The following is a 5209-nucleotide window of genomic DNA, read 5'->3' as shown; positions in this document are numbered from 1 at the left end:
GCCGGCGGCGTCGAACCGGGCAAGAGCTGCGGAAACCTTGGCCATCTGCATGAGGGAGAAAACACCCTCCTGCATGCGAGCTCCCCCACCGGAGCCGGACACAATGATAAGAGGGAGCTGTTCCTCCTGGGCCCGTTCGATAAGCCGCGTGAGTTTCTCCCCCACGACGGAGCCCATGCTTCCCATCATGAAGGCGGAGTCCGTCACGCCGATGGCCACCCGGCGTGCCCGAATCATCCCTGTGCCCACGACGGCCGCGTCGCGCAGGCCGGTGCGTTCCTGCTCGCGGCGAAGACGTTCCCGATAGGGCATTTTATCCACAAATTCGATAGGGTCGCACGGTTCGAGATCGGCAAACCATTCCTCGAACGTGCCCTCGTCGAGAAGCTGGCGGATGCGTTCCCGGGCCGATACATACCAGTGGTAATCGCACTCGGGACAAACGCCGAGCAGCTTCTCCACATCTTTGCGGAAGACCGTGGCTCCGCAGCCGGGACACCGCAACCAGAGACCGGCGGGTACCCCCCGTTTGGGACGCTTGGTCAGGCTTTCCCAGCCATTGGCACCCTGAGACTGAGAAACGGCTGAGGCAGACGGATTCTCCGACATGGCCTTCAGTATTCCTTATTTCTTTGCTTGACTTGTTGCCGTTGCGTTTTCGCGACCTTCCCACCCGTCTGATGCAACCAGGAACGGGTTTTTCCGACGGCTTGCCCGCGTGCAACGCCCCACTTCACCTTCCAATCGGCCGCAGTCGCTTGCCTGAATTAGCTAAATCTTGCCTACAACCATCAAAGTATCCCCGCTCGGGCGATGAAACTCAACCCCCCATTATGGTTTATGGGGGAAATACTCTAGCGGGACAAAGCGGCTGATGCAAGACGGAAAATTTGATGGTCAAATGGACACATGTTCCTGAGCATGGCGCAGTCTTTGTGATTTCAGTTTGTGGTGTTTTCGGAGCACGCCAGCGTGGCTTTCGTCTGACTGCTTGCATTTGCAAATGATTTGAAGAAAAATCGACGGCGGCTGTGAAAGGGCCTGGCCGTCACAACAGGGGACGCCCAGTTCTGCTTGTTACCGGGAGGTGTGCCATGCGCCGCTTTGTGTCGCTGCTGACCGCCGTCGTTGCTTGTGTGCTGCTGGTCTCACCGTCGGTTTGGGGGCAGGTTGTGTGGCCCCAGGAGGATTCCACCAGCACAATTCGCAACATGTTTTCCGGGACAAATCCTTTATATGGTCCCTGGGTGTACTGGTTCTGGCTGAACGGCAATCTCAGCCGCGAGGGAATTGAAGCGGACCTTCAGGCCATGCAGGAGGCTGGTATCCGCGGCGTTCTCATCATGGAGGTCGATCAGGGCACGCCTCCCGGTTCGGTGCGGTTCGGTTCCCAGGAGTGGCGGGAGTTGTTCTACTTCATGCTGGCTCAGGCGCTCAAAAGGCAAATCGTGGTCAACATGAATAACGATGCCGGATGGACCGGTAGCGGAGGACCATGGATCAAACCGGAACAGGCGATGCAGCGGATAGTCTGGTCTGAGGTCACGGTGGACGGGCCGCGGACCGGAGAAATCACTCTCCCTCAGCCGCCAGTCGTCGAAAACTATTACCGGGATGTCGCGGTACTGGCGTTTCCGCGTCCCGCCAATCCTGCCCGGATCGACGGAATTGCTTACAAATCGCTGGCCCAGGTGCCCGGTGGCACCCTTGTGGTTCCTGGGGAAGTTCCCGAGCCGCCGGCCGAGCAGGTCATCTCGCCAGAGAAGATCGTCGATCTGACCGGCAAAATGAACGCCGAAGGCCGTCTCCAATGGGACCTGCCGGAAGGAAAATGGACCATCCTCCGTTTTGGTCACACGCCCACCGGTGCCCGCAACCACCCCTCTCCCGAAGAAGGACGCGGGCTGGAATGCGACAAGCTCAGCCCGGAGGGTGCGGAGGCAGCGTTCGAAGGACTGATCGGCCAGTTGTTGAAGAACCGGCCGGAAAATCTTCCCTCTGCGGCCAGGTTTATCAGAACCCATATCGATAGCTGGGAGGTGGGGTCCCAGAACTGGACCGCCCGCATGCCCGAGGAGTTTGCCCGCCGACGAGGTTATGATCTCCGTCCCTATTTGCCAGTGATTGCCGGCTACGTGGTGGGCAGCCGGGAGATTTCCGAGCGGTTTCTCTGGGATTTCCGGCAAACAATCGGGGAACTGGTTCTCGACAATTATGCGGGACGATTCCGCAGCCTGGCCAGAAAAAAGGGTCTGAGCCTGACCATCGAGGCTTACACGAGCTGTCCTGTGGACGAGCTCGCATACGCCGGTCGGGCGGACGAACCGATGGGCGAGTTCTGGTCCTGGTCGAAATATGGAGCGGCCTTCAGTTGCACGGAAATGGCCTCCGCTGCACACGTGTACGGCCTGAAGGTGGTGGGCGCCGAGGCTTTCACGGCTACCGATGCCGAACGCTGGCTGGGACATCCCGGCAATATCAAGGAACTGGGCGACTGGGCGTTTTGCGAGGGAATCAATCGCTTCGTGTTTCATCGCTACGCGATGCAACCGTGGACCAATCCGCCGCGGATGCCCGGCATGAGTATGGGGCCGTGGGGGCTCCATTACGAGCGAACGCAAACATGGTGGTCTTTTGTCCGACCCTGGCACGACTACCTCACGCGGTGCCAGTACCTGCTCCAGCAGGGACTGTTCGTTGCGGACTTTTGCCTGCTCACCCCGGAGGCGGTTCCGCAAACCCTGGCCGGTCAGAACGCCCTCACCCGTTTTGGTCAGCCTCGGGAGCGCGGCCCGTTTAATTACGACTTTTGTCCCCCGGAAGTTGTCCTCACCCGTATGAACGTCCAGGATGGCCGATTGGTGCTTCCGGATGGGATGAACTATGCCGTTCTTGTGCTTCCCCGCGTGGAGAGGATGACCCTGCCTCTTGTCCGGAAGATTGCTCAATTCATCAAACAGGGCGCCACGGTCATCGGTGGACCGCCGACCAAGACGCCCGGGCTCGGTGGATATCCCGATGCTGACGCGGAGCTTCGCAAACTGGTGGAGGAAGTTTGGGGAACAGCAAAGGCCCCGGCCGAGATCACAGTGAGAAACTACGGAAGCGGCCGCGTCATCTTCGGCGGTCCATTCTCTCCAACCGGAGCGGCTTCGGAAAATCCTGGTTTTGGCCAGGCCCAATGGGTCTGGACCACGGAAGGCAAGCCGACCAGTGCGGTCCCGGTCGGTCATCGGTATTTCAGACGGGTCTTCGAACTGCCGGCCGATGCCAAAGTCAGTTCGGCCTGGCTGGTCATCACGGCAGACAATGAATTCGAGTGCAGGATCAATGGCCGGCGGGTGGGCCGTGGCGATGATTTCCACCGACCGTATCGCATCAATGTGAGGGGCCATCTTCGGCCGGGGAAAAATCTCCTCGCGGTGGATGCGTTCAATGCGGCGGATGCTCCCAACCCGGCCGGACTCATCGCCGCCCTCCATCTCAAGTTTGACAATGGGCAGCAGACAACGATTGTCACTGACAAGCAATGGGAATGGACGGCCTCACCCCCTCCCGCCTGGGACAGTGATCCAGCAGCTCCCGGCGATTGGAAGGCGGTCCAGGAAGTTGGCCCACTTGGAATAGCCCCCTGGGGTGATGTCAGCGACGTGGGAACCGACCCCAACCTCATTCCTGATCTGGATGAGGTTTTCGCCCTGGCTCCGAAGCTGGGCCTCATCCCCGACTTCCGCTATGAAACGAGCTCGGGGGAACAGGCCCTTCGTTACATTCACCGGCGAATCGATAATCTCGACGTTTACTTCGTTGCCAACAAGACTGATCATCGGGTTCACGCCTCGTGCTTTTTCCGGGTGAAGGGCAAGCGACCGGAACTGTGGTATCCTGAGACCGGAAAAACCGTCGAGCTGGTCTTGCCTTACCGGACGACCGAAGAAGGCACGGAGCTTTCGCTGAGCCTCGAGAGCTATGAATCGGTCTTCGTCGCTTTCACACCGAATCCTCCGGTCCCCGAGCATATCGTGAGCATTCTCCACGAGGGGCGCGAAGTACTTTGGCCCAAGGAGCAACAGGGCACCATTCTCATCCGCAAGGCTCTCTACGGTGTCTTGGATGATCCCCAGCGGACCAGGGATGTGACGGAAAAAATCCAGCGGTGGGTTAACGAAGGGCGGTTGAGGTTTCAGGTTGCGGAGCTTGCCCGAGATGACGACCCCGCTTATTTGATTGTCAAGCGTCTGATTGTCGATTATGAAGTGGACGGTCAGCCCGGGCACATAGAAGCAATCGACCCCCAGACCATCCAGTTTCCCAAAGCCGCTGTACGAGAACCTGCGGTGAAACTGTTCCCGATTACGGTGGGACGATGCGAGTTGGGCGTCTCGCAGCCGGGAAAATACACCGTGAAAACATCCCGCGGCCGGGAAATCTCGTTCACGATCTCGCAACTGCCTCCCTGCCCCACGCTTTCTGGAAAATGGGAGTTGCGGTTCTTGCCGGGGTCGCCTCAGTCGAAGTCGATCACCCTGGAGAAGTTGATTTCATGGACGGAGTTCCCGGATCCCGAGTACCGGTACTACTCAGGCCGGGCCGTGTATTCCACAGAAATCCATGTTGAATCTGTTCCTCGAAGTGTCGCGCGGGAAAACTGGGATGTGGAGCTGGACCTGGGAGATGTGCAGGTGGCAGCTCAGGTCTCCATCAACGGAAAGCCCGTGGGGATTGTGTGGCATCCTCCGTATCGCATCAACATCGCGAAATACCTCGTGCCGGGGGCAAATACACTGGAAATCGAGGTGGCCAACCTGTGGATCAACCGCATGATTGGAGACGAACATCTGCCAGAAGATTCCGAACGTAATCCAAACGGAACGCTCAAGCGCTGGCCCGATTGGTTGCTCCGCGGCGAGCCGTCTCCCACCGGTCGGCAAACGTTTACCACCTGGCGGTTGTGGAAAAAGGATGATCCACTTCAGCCGTCGGGTCTGCTTGGACCGGTGGAAATCCGTCAGTGGGTCCCGGTGCTTATTTCGCTGGAATACCAGAGGCCTGAGACGTGGCAGCTTTTGGAATGAAAGGCGCGCCCAATCGGGAGCGACCGCAAGATGGAAGACAGTCAATGTGTTATCGGGGCAATTCGTGAATCGCCCCCACCAATGGCCTTTGGGAAAAACCCACGAGGTACCCCGGGCACAATGTCTGGTAGGGG

At 58.9% G+C, this 5209-nt stretch carries 2 protein-coding genes; one reads left to right on the top strand and one right to left on the bottom strand.

All coding sequences use genetic code 11. From position 1 onward, the window contains the following. Positions 1–609 (bottom strand): acetyl-CoA carboxylase carboxyltransferase subunit beta (locus H5U08_RS09630; protein ID WP_297032488.1); only part of this gene is annotated, 609 nt, incomplete at its 3' end. Between the two features lie 485 nt (positions 610–1094). On the opposite strand from H5U08_RS09630, the gene H5U08_RS09625 reads away from it, so the two are divergent. Beyond that, complete coding sequence (locus H5U08_RS09625; RefSeq protein WP_297032486.1) at positions 1095–5075, top strand: glycosyl hydrolase; 3981 nt, start codon at positions 1095–1097, stop codon at positions 5073–5075. Positions 5076–5209: the final 134 nt, after the last annotated feature.

Origin of the sequence: Thermogutta sp. (genome assembly GCF_014359955.1) — a bacterium.
GTDB lineage: Bacteria > Planctomycetota > Planctomycetia > Pirellulales > Thermoguttaceae > Thermogutta.
Note: the sequence above shows the minus strand (reverse complement) of the source record. Positions and strands in the feature narration are given on the sequence as shown.